Origin of the sequence: Rhodoblastus acidophilus (genome assembly GCF_025961575.1) — a bacterium.
GTDB lineage: Bacteria > Pseudomonadota > Alphaproteobacteria > Rhizobiales > Beijerinckiaceae > Rhodoblastus > Rhodoblastus acidophilus_C.
Map to the genome: position 1 here is coordinate 36,829 of NZ_JAOQNX010000032.1, position 16,770 is coordinate 53,598.

The window sequence follows — 16,770 nt, forward strand, 5'->3', positions numbered from 1 at the left end:
GCCCACGCCGTCGCCGAGCGGCTTGAAGTGGACGCGGCGCGCTCCGCCATCGCCAAAAGCCGACACTGAAGGAAGAGGATGAGAATATGGAACGGAAAAAGCAACTCACCCCTAAACAGCAGCGCTTCGTCGAGGAGTACGCCATCGACGCGAACGCAACGCAGGCAGCTATTCGGGCCGGATACAGCCCGAGGACGGCGGGACAAATCGGCGAGAGGCTGTTGAAAAAAGTTGAAATCGCCGCTGCCGTCTCGAAAGCCCAGAAAACCCGCTCCGAGCGCACGGAAATCACGGCGGATCGCATCGCCGAAGAACTGGCGCAAATCGCGTTCGCAAACGTTGGCGATTATTTCGAGTGGGGACCGGATGGCATCACGGTTTGCGACAAGGGCGAGCTCACCCGCGAGCAGCAATCCGCCGTCGCCGAAGTCGCGCAGACCTTCACGAAGGACGGCGGCTCGATCCGCGTGAAGCTGCACGACAAGCTCGGCGCGCTCGACAAACTGACGAAGCTCCTTGGCTACGACAAGCAGCGGGGTAGCGCCGAGAACCCGTTGCACCTGCTTGTGCAGCAGCTTCAGGGCAACGCTCTTCCGGTTAAGCCCTGACCAATCACCTTCATCCCCAAACCCAAGAGGAAAACGATCATGCGCAAAATACACGGAGGGACCATCTATGGCGAAGCTGCCGAAACGAAGCTCCTGGCCGGCATCCTGCCCAAGCGCGGCGTTCACGCGCTGACCGGTTCTGATGCTTCCATCAACCGCTCCAGTTCGACGCGGACGAGTGTTAGAATAGACTTTGTTTCAATTTCGATGATTCGCAAGCTCTTCCGAGGGCGCAAGTGTTTGAGCAACGGGCAATTACTTTTCCCTGGGGCAAAGCGCAAGACGGTGGCGTCCACCGCCTCTCGCACCACATGGCGGATGTCGCCGCCTGTTTCGAGACTCTTTGCACTTTGCCCGTCATCCGCGACAGAATGAAGCGCGCGGCCGGCGGGCGTCTGGCCGAGACAGCCGTCGCTCGCCTCGCCGTCCTCGCCTTTCTTCACGACTGCGGGAAGCTGCATCCTGGATTTCAAGCCAAGGGATGGCCTGGAAAATCATGGAGCGGTCCCCTTCATGGTCATGTGGCGGAGGGGGGCGCGATTTTCTCGGAAGCGGCGCTGGCGCCAATTGCGTTCAATTTGCACCTGGACGCGCTGATCTCCTGGGGCGTCGATGAACATCTCCTTTTCGCGTCGCTGGCGCATCATGGCCGCCCGTTCGCTTCCTCCAGCCAGGCGAGCGAGCGTTGGGCCGCTTTCGCCGGCTATGACGCGAAAACCGCTTCCGCTGAAATCGGGACATTGATGCGCGCGTGGTTTCCCGCCGCATTTGCGCTTGATTCGGCGCCGCTGCCTGCGACGCCTGACTTTCCCCATCTGTTTTGCGGACTGGTTTCCTTGGCCGATTGGCTTGGCTCGGACCGGCGCAATTTCGCTTATATGGACGCGCTCGATCTGGCCTATATGGTCAAGGCGCGAGATTTGGCGCGCGAAGCTTTCCGCCGCGTCGGGCTCGATACCCGCTCCTTTCACGCCGCTGCGCAAGGTCGCGCGCGCTTCGACGTCCTGACGGGCTTGCGCGAGCCTCGCCTGCAACAGCGACTTGCAGCCGAACATCCGCTCGATGATCGTCTCGTGATCCTCGAAGCCGAGACCGGGTCTGGCAAGACCGAGGCGGCGCTTTGGCGGTTCGCTCGACTGTTTGAGGCTGGGCTGGTCGATGCGCTTTATTTCGCGCTGCCGACCCGCGCAGCGGCCATTCAGATCCATGGGCGTGTGAACAGAGCGATGGCGCGTTTGTTCGGCGCCGGCGCGCCCGAGGCCGTGCTTGCGGTTCCCGGTTACATCAAGGCGGGTGATGCGCCGGGGCAATCGTTGCCCGACTGGCGCGTGCGATGGGACGACAATCCAGACGAAGAGAAGCTTTTGTCGCGATGGGCGGCGGAGAGCGCCAAGCGCAGCCTGGCGGCGACCATCGCCGTTGGCACGGTCGATCAGGCCATGCTCGCCGCCTTGCAAGTCAAGCACGCGCATCTGCGTGCGGCGGCCCTGTCGCGCAGCTTTCTGGTGATCGACGAGGTGCATGCTTCCGACCGCTACATGACGGAAGTCCAGGGGCATTTGCTCGACATGCATCTGCGACGCGGCGGACACGCGATGCTGATGTCGGCCACACTCGGCTCCGTGGCGCGGGTCAAATGGCTGGGCGAAAGAAGCGCGCCGGATTTTGAGCGAGCCGTCGCCGCGCCCTATCCGGCGATCTGGGGGCGGCGAGACGCACAGCCGCATGGCGTGCAAGGCTCGCAACGGGAAAAGACGGTCGCCATGGAATTGGCGCCCACAATGGCCGCCGCAGAAGCGGCCCGTCTGGCGATCACAGCCGCGACCCAAGGCGCCCGGGTTCTGGTCATTCGCAATACGGTGACGGCGGCGGTCGCGACCTGGGCGGACATTCGCGCGAACGGTCAAGACGGCCTGTTGCTTCAGGTCGGCGGCGAACCGGCGCTTCACCACAGCCGCTTCGCGCCGGAGGATCGCGCCTTGCTGGATGAAGCGGTGGAGCAGGCGCTTTCGCCCGATTCAGAGAAAAGGCGAGACGGCGGCGTCATCGTCATCGGCACCCAGACGCTGGAACAAAGCCTCGATATCGACGCCGATCTGCTGGTGACCGATCTCTGCCCGGTGGATGTGCTGTTGCAGCGCATCGGTCGCCTGCATCGCCACGATTTGCCGCGACCGACAGGTTTTGGCGAGCCGCGCTGCATCGTGCTGACGCCCGAGAAGGGGTTAGCGGCCTTGCTCACGCCGGCGTTCGAGAATGGCCTGGGTGGATGGGTGAGCAATGGCGTGTTGCTGGGCGTCTATCGCGATCTCTCCATCCTGGAACTGACGCGCCGGCTGGTCCAGTCGCATCCGCAATGGACCATTCCTGCGATGAACCGCTGGCTGGTTGAAAGCGCCACCCATACCGACAAGATCGACGCGCTCAATGTAGAAATGGGCGCGGCCTGGGCGCGCTACTGGAACGATGTCTATGGCAAGGATATCGCCGACGCCGGCGCGGCAAGGCGGATCGTTCTGCCGGTCGATCAGCCCTTCGCCGAGGTCAAATTTGTGTCCGATGAGGAAAAAATCCGCACCCGACTGGGCGGCGAAGGGGTGCGGCTGGAGTTTGCGGCGATCGAAGGACCGTTCGGCCAGATTATTCGCAGCATCACCCTGCCCGAGCATTGGTCACGCGGAATCGACGCCGGGGCGCCGATGGCGGAAGCGATCGAGGGCGGCTTGCACATCTCCGCCGGCGCCAGCTCCCGTTTCGTCTACGACCGCCGAGGGCTGAGCAAGGACAAGCCATGACCGATGCGACGAATCTCCTCACCCAGCCGCTGATTGCCGCCGCGCCGTTCGGCCTGCTTTCCCTTCCCGGCGTGCTCGCCGCGCTTGCCCGCGACGAAGTTGAAAGTTTCCCCGCCTTGCGCCCGCATCAGGCGCCGGCCTGGCATATGTTTCTCGTGCAGCTCGGCGCGCTGGCGCTCCATCGCGGCGGCCGAACCGAAATTCCAGGAGACGAAAGCGATTGGCGCGAGCTGCTGCGCGGCCTGACGCCGGATTTTGCCGATGACGCGCCCTGGAGCCTCGTCGTCGAGGATTGGTCAAAACCCGCCTTTCTCCAGCCGCCGGTTCCCAAGGCGATCAAACTGGAAAAGGCGATCAAACTGGAAAATGCGGTTCCCACGCCCGATGCGCTCGATCTGCTGATCACCGCGAAAAACCACGATCTGAAACAGGCGGTGGCGCAGGACGCGGCGGCGGAAGACTGGGTGTTCGCGCTGGTGTCGCTGCAAACGGGCGAGGGATATGGCGGGCGATCCAATTACGGCATTGCCAGAATGAATGGCGGCTCATCGTCACGCCCCCTGGTGACGCTGGCGCCTCTCCCCGATGGCGGCAAAACCATGACGCCGCGCCTCGGCGCCTGGTTTCTTCGCAACGTTCGCGCCTTGCTGGAAACCCGCGACGCCGAATTGCAGAGCAACGCGCATATCTCCTATCCCGAAACGGGCGGGCTTGGCCTGATCTGGCTTGCGCCCTGGCCGGACGACGAGCAACTGCGCCTGCGCGAACTCGACATCTGGTTCATCGAAATCTGCCGCCGAATCCGGCTTTCCGCCCATGGTGAGACGATTTCCGCCGTCAAGGGCATCTCGAAAGCGACGCGCATCGACGCAAAAGCCTTCAACGGCGCCTTGGGCGATCCTTTCGCGCCGGTCCACAGGACCGAAAACAAAAGCCTGACGCTCGGCGACGGTGATTTCGACTATAGCCGCCTGACCGCGCTGCTGCTTTCCGGCGATTGGGCCTTGCCGGTTTTGGCGTCGCCGGCTCCTTTTGAGCGCGCCGGCGACGCCATGGCCCTGGTTTGCATGGCCCTGGCGCGCGGCAACAGCCGGACCGATGGTTTCAAGTCGCGCATCCTGCCGCTCCACGGCCGCAAGGCGCACACGCTCGGGGCGCGTCGGCAAGCCTTGTTCGAATTGGCGCAGGCGCAGATGCGCGACATAGACATGTTCGACAAGGCGCTTGGCTATGCCCTAGCGATCGTCGCGGCTGGCGGCGACCGCGACAAGATCAAGAAGGACCATTATCGCCACGCCGGCCCCGCCCGCGCCGCATTCGACCGCGCTGTGGACGCCATTTTCTTCGATCACCTCTGGGCGCGCGACGCCGCGCAGCAGCAGGACCCCGAGGCGCTGAAGGCCGAACAAACCGAATTCCGCCGCGCGCTCCTCAAAAATGCCGAAGCCGCGTTCGACGCCGCCATTTCTTCCGTTCCTTGCGCCAGCCTGTTCCGACCGCGCGCGGAAGCGCGGGCGCGCAGCGCCTTTGCCGGCCGGCTCCGCCACGACTTTCCCGACCTGTTCGCAAAGGCCGCCGCCGAGGACGCCGACCATGCCGCTTGATGAGACAATCGCCCTTTTATCGCAGCGCCTCCCGCGACTCGACGCCGGCGCGCTGGCCGAGCTTCGTCGGATGGACATCGGAGGCGTCGGGCCGCTGCCCTATTGGGCCCTGGCGGCGGAATGCGGTTTTCTCGACGAGACCGCCGCCGCCTGGATGCGCATCGTTCATATCCTCGCGCTGCTCACGCCCAAGGGCGAGCGCCAACCAACCGACCGCCTGCACGATCCCGAACGAAAGCTCGGGCGCGTGCTCTGTGACGGCGGCGATCCGAGCTGGCCCCCGGCCGGCGGCGATCCGCGACCCGTCGTTTCGGAGAGCCGCCTGGCGCGCCTCCTGACGACGCCCGCCGACCAGCGCGGCGAAGCTCTGACCCGTCTCGCCCGGATGCTGGCCGCCCGCCGCGACCGCGCCAGCGGCGTCAACTGCAAGGAGATCGCCGCGCTGCTGCTGTTCGAGGATGTCGAGCGCAACCTTCAGCAGATCGCGAAAGCCTATTACCGCCGGCTCGATTCCGCCACGCGCAAAGCCGAAAAAGAGGACGTTCAATGACCGCGCCCCGTTTCCTGCAAATCCATTCGCTGCATTCCTACGCGGCCGCTCTGCTCAACCGCGACGATTCCGGGCTCGCCAAACGCCTGACCTATGGCGGCGTGTCGCGCACGCGCATTTCGTCGCAATGCCTCAAGCGCCACTGGCGCCTGGCGGAGGACCCGCACGCGCTGAAAAACCTGAGCGGCTACGAGGATTCCGTGCGCTCGCGCGAACTCGTCACCGAAAAGGTGATCGCGCCGCTGCAAGGACGATTCGCCGACGACATTGTCGCGGCGCTGGAGCCTGAGTTCCAAAAACTGGTCTATGGCGACAAGGCCGACAAGGGCAAGAAAAGCCGCCAGACCCTGCTGCTTGGCAGGCCGGAGCTGGATTGGCTGGCGCGCGAGGCGGAGCGGCTTGCGGCGGAAGCGTCGGATGCCTCCGCCGCCAAGAAGGCGGTGGCGGAATGGGCCAAGACCAAGACCTACAAGGCGATGAGCGAAAATTCCGCGCTGCCTGGCGGCCTGGTCGCCGCCCTGTTCGGCCGCATGGTGACCTCCGATCCCGCCGCCAACATCGACGCCCCGGTTCACGTCGCCCACGCCTTCACTGTGCATGGCGAGGAATCCGAAAGCGATTATTTCACCGCCGTCGACGATCTGAAGCGCGACGAGGACGACAGCGGCGCCGACACGATCCAGGAAACCGAACTCACCTCCGGCCTGTTCTACGGCTATGTCGTCATCGACCTGCCGGCGCTGGTCGCCAATTGCGGCGGCGACACGGACCTCGCCGGACGCGTGGTCGATTCCCTCGTCCATCTCATCGCGGAAGTCTCGCCCGGCGCCAAGCTCGGCTCCACCGCGCCCTATGGCCGCGCCGGATTCATGCTGCTGGAGGCCGGCGACCGCCAGCCGCGCAGCCTCGCCGAAAGCTTTCGCAAGCCGTCCAGACCCGATCTCGACGCCGCCGTGGCGCAGCTTGGCAAGCAACTCGCCAAATTCGACCACGCCTATGCAACGGGCGAGCGGCGCATCTGCCTGAACCTGTCCGACGTGCAACTGGGCGGCTTGCCCGCCGGCTCGATCGCGGAGCTCGGCCAATGGGCGCAGGCCAAGGTCGCGGAGCTTGCCGATGCATGACTGGCTGATCCTTCGGCTGGAGGCGCCGCTGCTCGCCTTCGGCGGCGTCGCCATCGACCATATCGGCGTCACCCGCGATTTTCCGGCGCAATCCATGCTGGCCGGCCTGCTCGCCAATGCGCTGGGTTTTGAACGCACCCAATGGGAAAAAATCCAGAGCTTGCAGGACAGGCTGGTTTTCGCGGCGCGTCGGGATCGCGGCGATGAAACGGCGCCGCTGACCGACGTCCAGAACGCCTGGCTGGAGAAAAGCCCGGGCTGGACCACGCGCGGCGCGTTGGAGGGACGCGCCGAGGCGAACTATCCGCATCGCCGCCGCCGCGACTACCACATGGACGCCCGCATCATGGTCGCCCTGCGGCTGCGCCCGACAGACAAGCATCCAGATCTCGAGGCGCTTGCGGCGGCGCTGGAGCGGCCGGCGCGGCCGCTGTTCATTGGCCGCAAACCCTGTCTTCCCGCGACGCCCCTGCTGCTGCCGGGCCGCGGCGCCGCGCCCGACGCCTATTCCGCCTTGCGGGCCATCGCCGGGGAGCCCAACGCCGAGCCGAAAAAGATGCGCGCGCTCTGGCCGCATGGCGAAGGACCGGATGCCGGCGAAAATGTTTGGCGCGTGATTGACCTGCCTGATCTGCGCAACTGGCGCACCGGCCTGCATGGCGGAACGCGCCGCATTATCGAGGGAACCGTTTTCGCGTCCGAGTTGGCGGCATGAACGCGCTTCATCTCATCAGCCTGCCGCTCGACCTCGCGCCGCTGCGGCGATGGGCGGCGATGCGCGGTTTCGGCGCCGACGAAGGCCTCGCCCTGCATCACCTGCTGTCCGAAACTTTTGGCAAAGGCGCGACGCAGCCTTTTCGCCTGATGGCGGCACCCGGGGCGGCGCGCGCGACGCTTTACGCCTATGCGCGCAGCGACGAAACCAACCTCAGGCAAACCGCGCGAGAATGCGCCACACCGGACGCGCTGGCGGTCTGCGGTCTTGCTGGTCTCGCCGTGAAGGAAATGCCCGACACCTGGCGAAAAGGCCGGCGTCTGGCCTTCGATCTGCGGGCGCGGCCGACCAAAAGGCTGCTCAAGCCGGCGGGCGTTTTCCCCAAAGGCGCGGAGATCGACGCCTATCTGGCGGAGGTCTTGCGGCGCCATCCCGAGGGACGCCCGACGGAAAATCCGGTGGAGCGCGAAAACGTCTATCGCACCTGGCTGGCCGAGCGTCTCGGCGCGGCGGCGACGCTCGACGAGGCGCGCCTGATCCGTTTCGAGCGGCGTCCCGTCGTGAGGGGCAAGACCTCGCGGGAAGGGCCGGATGTGATCTGGCATGGCGCACTCACCGTCGAGGACGGCGCAGCCTTTTCCGCGCGACTGGCGAGCGGCGTCGGCCGCCATGCCGCCTTCGGCTACGGCATGCTGCTGTTGCGTCCGGCGCGATAGGAGGGGAAAAAAATGCTGTCGGGGCGGCTTGGACTGGAAAAGGCGCGCATCCCCCATGCGGATCGGCACGGGCTGGTCTGGCTCGATCGCGGCCGGCTCGATGTCGAAGACGGCTGTCTTCGTTTCGTCACCGCCGGCGGCGACCTCGCGGCGGGTTCTTACCAGATTCCGCACCAGGCGGTTTCCATCGTCCTGCTCGGACCGGGATCGAGCGTCACGCACGACGCGCTGCGCCTGCTGGCTCGCCATGGCTGCGCGCTGGCGGCCATCGGCGAAGGGGCGGTGCGGTTTTACACGGCGCCGCCCCTGCTGCCCGACACTTCGCAGGTCGCGCGGGCGCAAGTGAAGCTCTGGGCCGACCCGGAAAGCCGCATGGAGGTGGCGCGCGCCATGTACGCCATTCGCTTCGGTGAAATCGTCCGCACCCGCGACATCGAGGTCTTGCGCGGGCAGGAGGGCGCGCGGATCAAGCGCAGCTATCAACTCGCCGCCGAGCGCCACGGCATCGTCTGGCGTGGGCGCAATTACGACCGCGAAAACCCCACCGCCGGCGATCTGCCCAACCAGGCGATCAACCATGCGGCGACCGCCATGCGCGCGGCGGCCTGCGTCGCCGTCGCGGCGGTCGGCGCCATCCCGCAACTCGGTTTTGTTCATGAGGATTCAGGACAGGCGTTTCCACTCGACATCGCTGATCTCTATCGCCACGACGTCGTACTCGACATCGCTTTTGGGGCCGTCAGGGAGTCCGACAAAAGCGGCGACTCGATCGAGCGCGCGACCCGACGGCGCGCCGCGATTCTGATGCGGCAAAAATCCGTCATCCCCACCATGATCGATCGGATCAAATTGCTGCTGGGCGTCGAAAAGGAAGTCGTCGAGTCCGTCCAGGAGCCTGATTGATGCCAATGGTCGTCGTCATCACCCGCGATGTCGAACCGCGTTACCGCGGCTTTCTCGCCTCCGCCATGTTGGAGCTCGCGCCCGGCGTCTACGCCCAGCCGCGCATGAGCGCGGGCGTTCGCGCCCGCATCTGGGGGGTGCTGTCGGATTGGCACGCCACCCTGCGGCGCGGCGCGATCGTGATGACCTGGGCCGAGAGCGCGGCGAACGGCGGCCTAGGGTTGGCGACCCTCGGTGAACCGGCAAAGGACATCGTGGCCCACGACGCCATGCTTCTGGTGCGCCGCCCCCTTTCGCCGAACAACGGATAGTTGGCGCGCTGTTTGAAATCGTTTACAAGCAAATCAATGACTTCCGAGTCAGAGGTTCCCCCGCACACGCGGGGATAGGCCCGCTCCCGTCGCCGCTGATCTGGTCTCCATCGTGGTTCCCCCGCACACGCGGGGATAGGCCCGGTCCAGCTCGATGCCGAGCGCCTGGCGCATCGGTTCCCCCGCACACGCGGGGATAGGCCCCGAACCGCTGCCCCCCACGCATCCGCCGCTGCGGTTCCCCCGCACACGCGGGGATAGGCCCATCGAAGGATAGGTTTTCCTGCTTGCCCGTCTGGTTCCCCCGCACACGCGGGGATAGGCCCGATGTAGAGTTGATGATCGCTGAATTCGTGACGGTTCCCCCGCACACGCGGGGATAGGCCCGCTGATCAAGTTGGCTCCCGCCTCTGGTCTTAGGTTCCCCCGCACACGCGGGGATAGGCCCCGTTCCAAAGAGCAGCGTGCTAATCGGGTCCAGGTTCCCCCGCACACGCGGGGATAGGCCCCTGAGGCCGCTGAGCCGCCGACAAACGCTTACGGTTCCCCCGCACACGCGGGGATAGGCCCAACTCTCGTCTGGCGGAACCGCGCGGCTGTCCGGTTCCCCCGCACACGCGGGGATAGGCCCGGACCCGACGTCGATCACGTCGATCATCAACAGGTTCCCCCGCACACGCGGGGATAGGCCCAAAGCTGAAATCAGGGCGTGCGGCGAGGATGTGGTTCCCCCGCACACGCGGGGATAGGCCCCGGTTTTGGACGAGCTCGAACACCGGCTTGGCGGTTCCCCCGCACACGCGGGGATAGGCCCTTGATCAGGCAAAATTCGCCGCCGACGCCGTCGGTTCCCCCGCACACGCGGGGATAGGCCCAGACGATCAATAATGGCGAAACGGGCCAAGCCGGTTCCCCCGCACACGCGGGGATAGGCCCATTTAGATTGTCCTTGGGTTATTCAGCCGGCGGGTTCCCCCGCACACGCGGGGATAGGCCCCCGCGCTTCTGAATTGCGCTGGTAATCCCCCAGGTTCCCCCGCACACGCGGGGATAGGCCCCCTCCGCGAGCACATATCCGCCCTGCGCAGGGGGTTCCCCCGCACACGCGGGGATAGGCCCGAATTTGACCCGAATTGTCCGCATGGGCACCAGGTTCCCCCGCACACGCGGGGATAGGCCCCGTGCGCTCCTTGTAGATTTGCGACGCGATCAGGTTCCCCCGCACACGCGGGGATAGGCCCGGCGGGACGCCGACGACCACGGGCGCGACATCGGTTCCCCCGCACACGCGGGGATAGGCCCCTCATGAACAAGGCCGGCTGACGCCATGACTCGGTTCCCCCGCACACGCGGGGATAGGCCCGGCAATTGGAGCGGAACCGCGCTCGGCGTCACGGTTCCCCCGCACACGCGGGGATAGGCCCGCCATGGCGATCATGCTGGCGACGATGAGAGAGGTTCCCCCGCACACGCGGGGATAGGCCCAATCAGGTCTCGGTGACGATCGCGGCGAACCGGGTTCCCCCGCACACGCGGGGATAGGCCCAGGTTGTCGCCGTCGTCAACGGGCAGGGCCGGGGTTCCCCCGCACACGCGGGGATAGGCTCCTGGAAGGGCCAGGGCTGGGCCGGGGATATGTGGTTCCCCCGCACACGCGGGGATAGGCCCAAGACCAGCATTCAGCGGTTTGGCGACCCGGGCACACGCGGCGCATGTCAATAGGGTCACTGGAGTCTCGCCCGATGATCAGACTTGAAGACCGCCGCGCAGGCCTTGGTGCGTCATCGCGTCTCACCAAAGCTCATGCCGAAAGTGGGGCCTATAGTGGGGCCAATCGGGCAAAGGCATTCAAAACGCCTTTGTTTCCAGTTATTTGTGGAGTGGTCTTGGTGGAGCTGAGGGGAGCTTCCGCTGCTGTCCATGGGACTCTCGGCGCGATCAAGGTCGGTGTGGCGGACGATATAGGGAACGTTACCGCTGAATTGTTCGGTCATCAGGGGCCTCATGCTGTCCGGGAAATCGAGCGGGATGGCCAATCCAAACTTATAGAGCAGGCTCCGCATTTTGCGACACGAGATCGGATGTCCGCTCGTGGTCAAATCACCGGTTGGCTGCGTTGATGTCCTCGGCCATCTGGGCGTCGGTCGTCTTTGCAGTTTGCTTGATCTGGCTCACGAGGGGAATGGCCGGAGACTCGGCGACGAAGAACTGATCTCAATCACGAGCGGTATTTTGGCCGGCTCGCGCGGCGCAAGCGCGAGGCCGAGCAAAATGCACTCGTGATTGTTGGCCGAACGAGGCGCGCAGCAGCCGAGGTCGGGCACTGTATCACGCTTGACGAGATGTGTTCTGTTGAGCCGGAAGCTTCGCTTGGCGCGAGGCGCCAATCAAAGCTCCCGCCTGCAACGACTGGGCATGTCGTCTTCGCCGGGCAGGCCGACGAGACGACAAGCCAGTCGTTGTCACGAAAATAGCTTATATATAAAGGCATGTAATTGCGTGACATATCTGGCCGAGCGGTCATGTCGCCGCCTTTTGTCTGGCTCGTTGGGCGGCCTTTCGTTCTGCTGCTGATTTGGCCGCGCCCGTCGGTTTCCGCCCCGGCTTTTTCTTTGGTTGCGCGGCCAACAGATTTACCGGCGGCTCGTTCGCGACCTCGCCCCCCTGCAAGGGCTCGACGTGGCAACCCGGCAATTTCGTCTCAAGCCATTCCGCCGTGCCCTTGTCCATGACGAGGCATTCGACGGGCTCTTGTGAATCCGGAATCCGGAGATTGGAGCGATAGAGCCCTTGGTAGACCACGTCTCGATACATGTCGTTCTGCACCTCCTCCGCCGTGACGTGCAGAATGTCATTCAGGAATTTGAGATGCGCCGGGTCCGGGTTGATGGCCGCGAAGGCGGCGAAATGATGGATGTGGGTATAGGAGTTCAGGCCGTGCGGCGAACCGGGCAAGATCGTCGCGGTTTCCCAGTTTTTGAAATCCTTCGCCTTGTCCTTGTTGCGCATGACGAGGACGGGGTTGTCGCCGACGTGCTGCTTGACGGATTCGAGCGCGAATTTGCCGATGTTGATGTCTTTGCCTTCGACCGTGATGCAGCTATCGCGAAACGCCTTCGACCAGCCGTCTCGGTCGTAAACGTAGCGGATCGTCAGCCGCTCGCAGTTCTCGTGGGACGAAAACCGCAGCTTCATGCTGTCATCCGGGATGAATGTGACGCCCTCGTTCCGTTCCCAAGACTTCACCAGAATCTTCTCGTGGAAATTGGCTGAGGCCATGACCACCTTGCCGAAGCCCCTGAACAGGCTGGGGAGCAAGACCGACGTGGTCCGGAGGGTTCCTTCCTCGTTCATCTCGCAGTGAACCCGCCAGTGCTCGGACACGACGCGCGAGGCGACGCCTTGATAAACCTTCCAGACGGCGTCGCGCTTCTCGTTTTTGGCGAGCTTTTCGGGGTGAGCGTCGGGGCCTGTGCCGGGAACGAGGAGCCCGTCCTGCATCTCGAAGTGACGGAAGAAGGTCGCGCGCGTGTCGCGCTCGGGCAAGCGCAGTTCCTCGATCTTCACGTAATCGCTGGGAATCTCGTCAACGTAGACCGTCCAGCGGCCCGGCATGGGAACATGGCCCAGCCGCAGCATGGCGGCATGCGTCGTGAAGACGATCTCGCCGTGGGAATGGGTGTCGCGAAAATGCTGGGTCAGATCGGCGACCACCTTGGTGGTGGCGTCGCCGTGGAACCGCTCGACCTGAAAATCGGGGCCGACCTCCTCCGAGATCGTTTTTTCGATCAGTTCCTTCGTCGGCTGGACGATCAGGATTTTCTCGTTGTCGTCGGCGGCGGCGTGTTTGGCCTGCTCGGCGATGACGTGGGTTTTACCGGCGGAGCAAGGCGCGTCGCAGCAGTAGAGGTTTGAATTTTCCAAAAGTGATTGTTCCTACAATAAAAAAGCGAAGCCCTGCCTGCGTGTAGGAAGCCGCAGACAGGGCCATGCGACGGGGGAACCCCCTTCGAAATCGCTCAGACACAATTACTTCCTACGGTAATGTCTATCAACTATTTATATAGCATATTCAGAGCACGCGTTCCGACCGCAATAAAAATCGCGACACACCATCCTGTCATCGTTGCGCGCAGACATACCGGGTTGCTGGCGTCACTATTTTAATTTTGTTTGATGTGAAATTGTTTTGTTGAGGCCGACCGGGGCGAATTGGTAACGTAACAATACGGTGCGGCTTCTGCATTTTAAAGCCACCCCAAACATTCCGCCAAATGACCGCATACAATCCCAATCTGACTCTCGGCGCGCCCCTCTCGATCCCGGCGCCACCACCTCCACCCACTTCGTCCCCGTCCTGCCGCCAGCCGGGATCGCCGCACGCGCGCGCCAATGATCCGTGGCGCCGATCGTATCCGTGCCCAGCCAAGCCACGACCCGGAAAAATCCACTCTGGTGGAAAATTGCCGACCTCGGGCGCAGGTCGGGAGAACCCGGAAGGCGGGAACCGAAATCGCCACACGGATGAAATCCAACGTCGACGCCGTCGGACTAAGAATGTGTGAAGCCGCAGATCGCCAGATTTGTTGCACACTGAAGAACAGTTTTGGCGGCGACGCTGATGCCGATCCAGCCCTATGCTTCGTAGTCGCCGTCTCTTTTAACTACAGTCTAAAGAAAGCCCGGTGAGACGCCGAAAAATTTCTTACAAGGGTCGTCTTCAGGCTTCCAATACGGTATGATCCCGAAGTCTTAGGCCCTATCAAGACACGCGACGGGGAGAGGAATGGCGAAGGTTTAAGAGTCCCGTTCGTCGTCAGATTTATCTGACATGCGTGCAGCGAAGCTTCCGACCTGAATACAGCGGCGACATCCGCCAACAATCCACCTCAGTGGATTGTTGATAGGCGCGTCAATTTTGGTTCAATCTTGCGCTTCTGCGCGTTTGCTTACTTTTGCAACAGCAAGCAGCAGCAGAGCACCCTCGTCGTATGGCTCGAATGGCTCGCTGTTGCCGGGCGCGAGGTCGGCGAGAACTTGCTTGATCAAAGCCACGCCTTTCGTTGTGAGAAAATAGGGAGCCGCCCGACCCTCGAATAAAAACTCGCCGCTGGTGATGAGGCCCAGCCCTTTGCTGGTCTTAACGCCGTGAACACGCCCCCGCTCCGTCAGCACCTCAAGAATTCTGGTCGCACCAGATGCAGTGAGCCCGAATTCTTCCGCAATTTTTTTAACGGTCGGTATGCGCCGCCAGTCACGCGCCGCAGTCTCCCGCGCAATGAAGAGCAGCGCCAGAAAGCCGGGAAGCGTCAGTTCGGGGGCAGCTTTTCGGATTTTGTAAAAACACGCGTAGAGCGCGGCCAAACTAAGTTCATGAAATTTTTCGGCTTCCACACTCAACTCCTTACGTCCGATACAATTTGGATTATACCATATGGAGGCGATAAGCTCAAACGGATTTTTTATACTCATATGGATTGACTATCGACATATGTCGTATATATATGACCGCTATAACGTAAGCGCAAGGAATTTTTCCAATGACCGAACCATCGAGCATCGTCCCCCTTTTTGAAGCCTTGCCGCCCCGAGTGGAGGGCGACAAGGCTGCCATAGCGGAGCAATTGGCCAACGAGATCAGTGCTGCCGCCGCAACAGCCAAGAAGGCGTCGAAGGAGTCGCTGATTCACTACAGAACGATCGGCGACAAGCTCAACGAGGCCAAAGACCTTCTGGGTTACGGAGGATTCGGAACGTGGGCGGAAAGCCATGGATTCAAGCCCGAATGGCGCAGACTTCTGATGAAACTCGCCGAAAACTGGAGTGTGGTTGAAGCGTACTTGGAAACGAGCGACGAGCCGGACTTTGGTTACGGCGTCAGAGCGATTTGTAAACTCATCGACAGGCATTTAGCCCGGTGCGGAGCCAACGCGGACAACCAGCAAGTGCCCGCAGATGAGCAGGCAACAGTTCGGGAGAAGGCGCAAACCTCGCCTGCCGAACGGGTGTGCAGCAATAGGTCCGCCGCGATCGCCAGCGGCTACCGGCCTCACGCCGAACCTGAAGAGCCGTCACAGCCCGGAGCGCGCGAGGCGCAGCAATCGAGAGCAGCGATCCTCGCGGAAGAAAACGCGCGGCTCGCCGCAGACCTAACGGCGGCGAAAGAGCAGATCGAAGCTCTGCGGCGCGAACGCGATGAGTTGTCAGGGCGTTGCGATGCGCTGGAAGCGGAAGTCGCGGCGCTAAAGGCGAACGAGGCAAAATTCTTCACCGGTGAAATTTTGCCGCAGAACGCTCTCGATAGCAGCGCACAATTCCCCCCGACGCTTTGACGAGGCGTGGTGCCGCGCCAATCAGCGCAAAGTTAATTTTAGTTCATTTGGCGACTCCGCATTGGCTTAGAAAGGTTTTTCAAAATGGCGGCTGGACTTAGCAAGCGATTACAAAAGCTCTGGGATGACAACTCGTCAGCAACTGATTGGGAAACTAATTGGAAGGTGCGCAAGACGTTCCCCCACCAATTTGGTTTCCCCTTGACCACAAGTCCTGCTTACTTCGCCGACGCCCTCAAGATGTTCGGGACAGAATTCAGCCACGTTGGTTCTAAAATTACAGAAACAGGCCGATGGCATTTGTTAATAGATGACATTGACGAATTTCCGCTCTCGCGATCAGACGAGTTTTCGCGTCAGGGGCACTGAGGTTCTGGTGACTTGTGAGACGCGGACGCGGCTCCGCTTAAACGCTTATAGGATGCTTGCCTATGAAGAAAATCATCAGCACCGTGCTCAGTCTGTTGGTGTCAGGTCCTGCAATTGCGACTGAAATATCCCCTACACAGAAGATGTTGGCGGAAGCCAAGCGAATGAACAAAGTCAACTATCCGGACGCGGGTTCCGTATCCTTCGAATATCATTTCCGCGACATCGGTGGCCACGTCATGTGGTGCGCCTATGCGACTGGAGGAAACGGCAATTTTTGCGTGAAGATTACCCAAGAAATTGTTGCAAATACAGACCGAGCCGCCAGAGATTATTGTAAGACGGCTGACACAGACGAAGATACGCCACCGCACGCTGTCTATGGTGAACTGTGGGACTTGGACTACAAATGCAAGGGCGGAAGAATGTCGCGTCTTCCTCTCGAAATGGCTCTTGATAGCGAGGGCTTCGTGCGGAGCCAATGGAAACCGCTCCCATAGTTATTATAATTTTTGCCTACACTTTGCCGTGCCAGCGCTTCGCCAGCGCAAGGAGCGAAACTTTCTCTTTTTCACTCCTCGGCGCCGAGATCGAAAAGGCGCAGCTTTTCCGCATGATCCGGATCGTTGGCGACCGCGTTGACCAGCCCCTGGATTCCAGCGTGAAGCGCAACGTTTAAGCGAAGCGAATTTGGACGTCCTTCCCGAGTTCGGCAAGTATGGCCTGGAATGGGGTTCTGTAGG

16 protein-coding genes and 1 CRISPR repeat array are annotated in these 16,770 nt (G+C 62.5%); of the genes, 14 read left to right on the forward strand and 2 right to left on the reverse strand.

Going from position 1 to position 16,770, the window contains the following annotated elements:
• Positions 1-86: 86 nt before the first annotated feature.
• From M2320_RS19155 to M2320_RS19205, 11 genes are all read left to right on the forward strand, one after another.
• Positions 87-608 carry a terminase small subunit gene (locus tag M2320_RS19155; protein WP_264598657.1) on the forward strand — a complete coding sequence of 174 codons (522 nt, stop codon included), beginning with the start codon at positions 87-89 and terminating at the stop codon, positions 606-608.
• Positions 609-647: 39 nt separating this feature from the next.
• Positions 648-983: a hypothetical protein gene (locus M2320_RS23395; RefSeq protein ID WP_425540694.1), complete on the forward strand. Its 336-nt coding sequence runs from the start codon at positions 648-650 to the stop codon at positions 981-983.
• The gene (cas3, locus tag M2320_RS19165) at positions 920-3,403 is read left to right on the forward strand and encodes a CRISPR-associated helicase Cas3' (RefSeq protein ID WP_425540695.1); all 2,484 of its coding nucleotides are present in this window, start codon (positions 920-922) and stop codon (positions 3,401-3,403) included. The genes M2320_RS23395 and cas3 overlap by 64 nt, the downstream gene beginning before the upstream one ends.
• Complete coding sequence (locus tag M2320_RS19170; RefSeq protein ID WP_264598659.1) at positions 3,400-5,007, forward strand: hypothetical protein; 1,608 nt, start codon at positions 3,400-3,402, stop codon at positions 5,005-5,007. The genes cas3 and M2320_RS19170 overlap by 4 nt, the downstream gene beginning before the upstream one ends.
• Positions 4,997-5,557, forward strand: a complete 561-nt coding sequence (locus tag M2320_RS19175; protein WP_264598660.1) for a type I-E CRISPR-associated protein Cse2/CasB — start codon at positions 4,997-4,999, stop codon at positions 5,555-5,557. Before M2320_RS19170 ends, M2320_RS19175 begins: the two co-directional genes overlap by 11 nt.
• Complete coding sequence (gene cas7e, locus M2320_RS19180) at positions 5,554-6,681, forward strand: type I-E CRISPR-associated protein Cas7/Cse4/CasC (RefSeq protein WP_264598661.1); 1,128 nt, start codon at positions 5,554-5,556, stop codon at positions 6,679-6,681. Before M2320_RS19175 ends, cas7e begins: the two co-directional genes overlap by 4 nt.
• The gene (gene cas5e, locus M2320_RS19185; protein ID WP_264598662.1) at positions 6,674-7,396 is read left to right on the forward strand and encodes a type I-E CRISPR-associated protein Cas5/CasD; all 723 of its coding nucleotides are present in this window, start codon (positions 6,674-6,676) and stop codon (positions 7,394-7,396) included. Before cas7e ends, cas5e begins: the two co-directional genes overlap by 8 nt.
• Positions 7,393-8,112 (forward strand): type I-E CRISPR-associated protein Cas6/Cse3/CasE, encoded by a 720-nt coding sequence (locus tag M2320_RS19190; protein WP_264598663.1) that lies wholly within the window; start codon positions 7,393-7,395, stop codon positions 8,110-8,112. The genes cas5e and M2320_RS19190 overlap by 4 nt, the downstream gene beginning before the upstream one ends.
• Positions 8,113-8,124: 12 nt before the next feature.
• Positions 8,125-9,015 (forward strand): type I-E CRISPR-associated endonuclease Cas1e, encoded by an 891-nt coding sequence (cas1e, locus tag M2320_RS19195; RefSeq protein ID WP_264598664.1) that lies wholly within the window; start codon positions 8,125-8,127, stop codon positions 9,013-9,015.
• Positions 9,015-9,326 carry a type I-E CRISPR-associated endoribonuclease Cas2e gene (cas2e, locus tag M2320_RS19200; RefSeq protein WP_264598665.1) on the forward strand — a complete coding sequence of 104 codons (312 nt, stop codon included), beginning with the start codon at positions 9,015-9,017 and terminating at the stop codon, positions 9,324-9,326. The genes cas1e and cas2e overlap by 1 nt, the downstream gene beginning before the upstream one ends.
• 53 nt (positions 9,327-9,379) lie before the next feature.
• Positions 9,380-10,994: a CRISPR direct-repeat array (repeat unit 29 nt; unit sequence GGTTCCCCCGCACACGCGGGGATAGGCCC).
• A gap of 74 nt (positions 10,995-11,068) precedes the next feature.
• Positions 11,069-11,446 (forward strand): hypothetical protein, encoded by a 378-nt coding sequence (locus tag M2320_RS19205; RefSeq protein ID WP_264598666.1) that lies wholly within the window; start codon positions 11,069-11,071, stop codon positions 11,444-11,446.
• A gap of 400 nt (positions 11,447-11,846) precedes the next feature.
• Here M2320_RS19205 and M2320_RS19210 read toward each other — a convergent pair whose 3' ends face one another.
• Positions 11,847-12,965, reverse strand: coding sequence for a hypothetical protein (locus tag M2320_RS19210; RefSeq protein WP_264598667.1), 1,119 nt, complete (start codon positions 12,963-12,965; stop codon positions 11,847-11,849).
• Here M2320_RS19210 and M2320_RS19215 point away from each other — a divergent pair.
• Positions 12,948-13,241 (forward strand): hypothetical protein, encoded by a 294-nt coding sequence (locus M2320_RS19215; RefSeq protein WP_264598668.1) that lies wholly within the window; start codon positions 12,948-12,950, stop codon positions 13,239-13,241. The genes M2320_RS19210 and M2320_RS19215 overlap by 18 nt on opposite strands.
• A gap of 1,008 nt (positions 13,242-14,249) precedes the next feature.
• Here M2320_RS19215 and M2320_RS19220 read toward each other — a convergent pair.
• Entirely contained in the window at positions 14,250-14,720 is a 471-nt protein-coding gene (locus M2320_RS19220) for a MarR family winged helix-turn-helix transcriptional regulator (RefSeq protein WP_264598669.1), read from the reverse strand.
• Positions 14,721-14,866: 146 nt separating this feature from the next.
• Here M2320_RS19220 and M2320_RS19225 point away from each other — a divergent pair, with 146 nt between their 5' ends.
• Both M2320_RS19225 and M2320_RS19230 read left to right on the forward strand, forming a co-directional pair.
• Complete coding sequence (locus M2320_RS19225; protein ID WP_264598670.1) at positions 14,867-15,658, forward strand: DUF3450 domain-containing protein; 792 nt, start codon at positions 14,867-14,869, stop codon at positions 15,656-15,658.
• Positions 15,659-16,089: 431 nt separating this feature from the next.
• On the forward strand, positions 16,090-16,527 hold the full coding sequence (locus M2320_RS19230; protein ID WP_264598671.1) for a hypothetical protein: 438 nt from the start codon (positions 16,090-16,092) through the stop codon (positions 16,525-16,527).
• Positions 16,528-16,770 lie beyond the last annotated feature (243 nt).

Excerpts from the sequence above, each read along its gene's own strand:
- M2320_RS19155 (WP_264598657.1), top strand. The coding sequence starts at position 87 with ATGGAACGGAAAAAGCAACTCACCCCTAAACAGCAGCGCTTCGTCGAG.
- M2320_RS23395 (WP_425540694.1), top strand. The coding sequence starts at position 648 with ATGCGCAAAATACACGGAGGGACCATCTATGGCGAAGCTGCCGAAACG.
- cas3 (WP_425540695.1), top strand. The coding sequence starts at position 920 with ATGGCGGATGTCGCCGCCTGTTTCGAGACTCTTTGCACTTTGCCCGTC.
- M2320_RS19170 (WP_264598659.1), top strand. The coding sequence starts at position 3,400 with ATGACCGATGCGACGAATCTCCTCACCCAGCCGCTGATTGCCGCCGCG.
- M2320_RS19175 (WP_264598660.1), top strand. The coding sequence starts at position 4,997 with ATGCCGCTTGATGAGACAATCGCCCTTTTATCGCAGCGCCTCCCGCGA.
- cas7e (WP_264598661.1), top strand. The coding sequence starts at position 5,554 with ATGACCGCGCCCCGTTTCCTGCAAATCCATTCGCTGCATTCCTACGCG.
- cas5e (WP_264598662.1), top strand. The coding sequence starts at position 6,674 with ATGCATGACTGGCTGATCCTTCGGCTGGAGGCGCCGCTGCTCGCCTTC.
- M2320_RS19190 (WP_264598663.1), top strand. The coding sequence starts at position 7,393 with ATGAACGCGCTTCATCTCATCAGCCTGCCGCTCGACCTCGCGCCGCTG.
- cas1e (WP_264598664.1), top strand. The coding sequence starts at position 8,125 with ATGCTGTCGGGGCGGCTTGGACTGGAAAAGGCGCGCATCCCCCATGCG.
- cas2e (WP_264598665.1), top strand. The coding sequence starts at position 9,015 with ATGCCAATGGTCGTCGTCATCACCCGCGATGTCGAACCGCGTTACCGC.
- M2320_RS19205 (WP_264598666.1), top strand. The coding sequence starts at position 11,069 with ATGATCAGACTTGAAGACCGCCGCGCAGGCCTTGGTGCGTCATCGCGT.
- M2320_RS19215 (WP_264598668.1), top strand. The coding sequence starts at position 12,948 with ATGGCCCAGCCGCAGCATGGCGGCATGCGTCGTGAAGACGATCTCGCC.
- M2320_RS19210 (WP_264598667.1), bottom strand. The coding sequence starts at position 12,965 with ATGCTGCGGCTGGGCCATGTTCCCATGCCGGGCCGCTGGACGGTCTAC.
- M2320_RS19225 (WP_264598670.1), top strand. The coding sequence starts at position 14,867 with ATGACCGAACCATCGAGCATCGTCCCCCTTTTTGAAGCCTTGCCGCCC.
- M2320_RS19230 (WP_264598671.1), top strand. The coding sequence starts at position 16,090 with ATGAAGAAAATCATCAGCACCGTGCTCAGTCTGTTGGTGTCAGGTCCT.